The 2,197-nt window shown below is 70.7% G+C and carries 2 protein-coding genes; one reads left to right on the forward strand and one right to left on the reverse strand.

The features are described from left to right. Window positions 1-542 precede the first annotated feature (542 nt). Entirely contained in the window at window positions 543-767 is a 225-nt protein-coding gene (locus IE206_RS42090) for a hypothetical protein (protein ID WP_189972049.1), read from the forward strand. 208 nt (window positions 768-975) lie between these two features. On the opposite strand, the gene IE206_RS42095 is transcribed toward IE206_RS42090, so the two are convergent. After that, on the reverse strand, window positions 976-1,275 hold the full coding sequence (locus tag IE206_RS42095; protein WP_189972051.1) for a hypothetical protein: 300 nt from the start codon (window positions 1,273-1,275) through the stop codon (window positions 976-978). Window positions 1,276-2,197: the final 922 nt, after the last annotated feature.

The raw sequence follows: 2,197 nt of genomic DNA on the forward strand, positions 1-2,197 counted from the left end.
ACCTGCTTTGACCTGCGGAAACGCCCTCGGGGAGGTGTCCCCCCTGGGGGGACAGTGGGGGACACCTCCGCACTGTCCCCCTGTCCCCCCTGTAGGGAGCGCGTTTCGGGGGGACAGCGGATCGGGCCGGTTGGAGGGGGACAGGGGGGACACCTGGCACACCGAGGCGGGGACGAGGTGGCCCTCCGGCGGGGCCACCGAGCAGGGTGTGAGGGTTTCCGCAGGTCAGAGGGTCATTCCGTGGGCGTATCGGTGGCCTTACGCGTGGGGAAGTGCGCTGATACGCAGGGGGAACGGTGGTATTTCCGCAGGTCAGGGGCGCATTATGTGCGGGAATGGGCCGGGAGGAAGAGGGCCGCCGGGTGGCCGTGCCGAACTTCCGCAGGTCAGGGGCCGGTTACGCGTGCGGAAGCGGGCCGATACCCGAGGGGAAGGGGCCGATACGCGCGGGGAGTTTGCTCGCGCGCCTTCCGTGGGGGAACCGGGCGGCGGTGTGGGCCGTTCGCGCTCCGGCTGTCAGTGGCGGTCGGCACGATGGGGCCATGAACCACAGTGACGACACGATGGACACCGAGGGCGCGGCCCGGGTGCACTACGTCGACCCGCGCGTCCGCCTCCTGGCCGAGGCCCGGTGGCGACTGGAGACCGGCGGGAGTCGGCAAGAGTGGCTGTCCCTCGGGAAGGACAACCCCGAGGCGTTGATCCGGGAGGGCCGGGACTGGATCAGGGCGGCGGTCGCGGCGGGCATCATCCCCCCGCCGGACTGACCCGCAGCGAGCAACAGAACGGGCCCCCAATCCCTCGGGACGGGGGCCCGTTCCGTTGCTGGTCGACCGCGCCCGTTCGGAATCAGCGAAAACGGGCCCTCGGTTCCTCGCGTTTCGCTGGTTGCTGGCGCGGTGTCACTTTTCGACGTGCGCCCCGGAGTTTTTCCGATGACCGGTGCTGGTCTGGCGCGGTTCGCGAAAAACGGGATTACCGGATGCGGTACGGCGACGCCCGGATGTACGGCGAGCGGAGCGCGGTTGCGGCCAGGGGCCCGGCGTGCTCGGTGCAGGCGTAGGCGGTCACGTCGTCCCCGTTGCCCTGGAAGAACGTCACGCCGTGGGTCGTGGTCCGGGGGCAGCGTTGTTGGTCGCGCGGGAGCGTGGTGTCCAGGACCTCACAGAGGCCGGCCGGAGTGTCGTACCAGACCATGAGGTGAGCCGAGAGGGACCGGAGTACCTGAGACATGCGGTCGCGGCGCACCTGCTCGCGCAGAGGGAGCGTGCTCACGTCGACCGGCGTGACACCGCCCCGGGGAGTGTCCGCGGGGACCGAGGGCCGCCTCGGGGCCGGAGCCGACAGAGGGACCACGGCGGGAGCTGCGGGCCGGGGAGCGGCGGGAGCTGCGGTCGGTCGGCTCCGGCCCTGGAGAGCGGCCAGGAACCCCGCCAGGGCGACCGAGGGTCGCACCGGGGCCGCCTCGGTCCGTTCGTTCTCCCACGGGTCCACGGGGGCCCGGTCGGATCGCCAGGACGGCTCCGGGCGGGGTCTGGACGGTCGGGGGACCGGGTGCCGGCGTTCGGGGGAGGGCCCGGTGTTCTCGTACGTCCGGTACGGGACGCGCTGACCGGTGCCGCACTCCGGACAGTGGATCGTCATGCGGTCCCGGGCCCGGGACTGCCACTCATGGCCGCACCGGCAGTTGACCCACACTGCGGGCCGGGAGGCGACCCGCGCGGCCCGGGAGGCGGCTCCCGAGAGATCCCGGGTTACTGGCCCTTCCCATTCCTGGTCTACGCGGACATGGCGGGAGGTGCGGCAGTGCGGGCAACGGGTATTTCCGCCCCGGACGGTGGTCCGGTACGGCTCAGCACAGTTGCGGCAGACCACCTGAATCGGAACCGTGCGCATCTCTGCCTCGCTTTCCGCTGGTTCCTGGCGCGGCGTCACATTCGATGTTCTCACGCTGCATTCCGGGGTGATCGGGAAATACGAACAGCCCTCGGGTCCGGGTGGACCGAGGGCTGTTCAGGGTTCTGGAGGGGTGGTCATGGGGGTGCTCCGGGAAGAAGCGCGCTTCGATCCGGGGCCACGCCAAAATTGCCGTGCTATCCGATGATGTCCAAAGTCACGCGGTGGTGAAGCGGCGCGGTCGTGACTGTCGCGAACACGGCGTTGCCCTCGGGGTCGTAGGCCACTGCGAGGACACGGA

The sequence above is a fragment of the Streptomyces violascens genome (assembly GCF_014649955.1).
GTDB lineage: Bacteria > Actinomycetota > Actinomycetes > Streptomycetales > Streptomycetaceae > Streptomyces > Streptomyces violascens.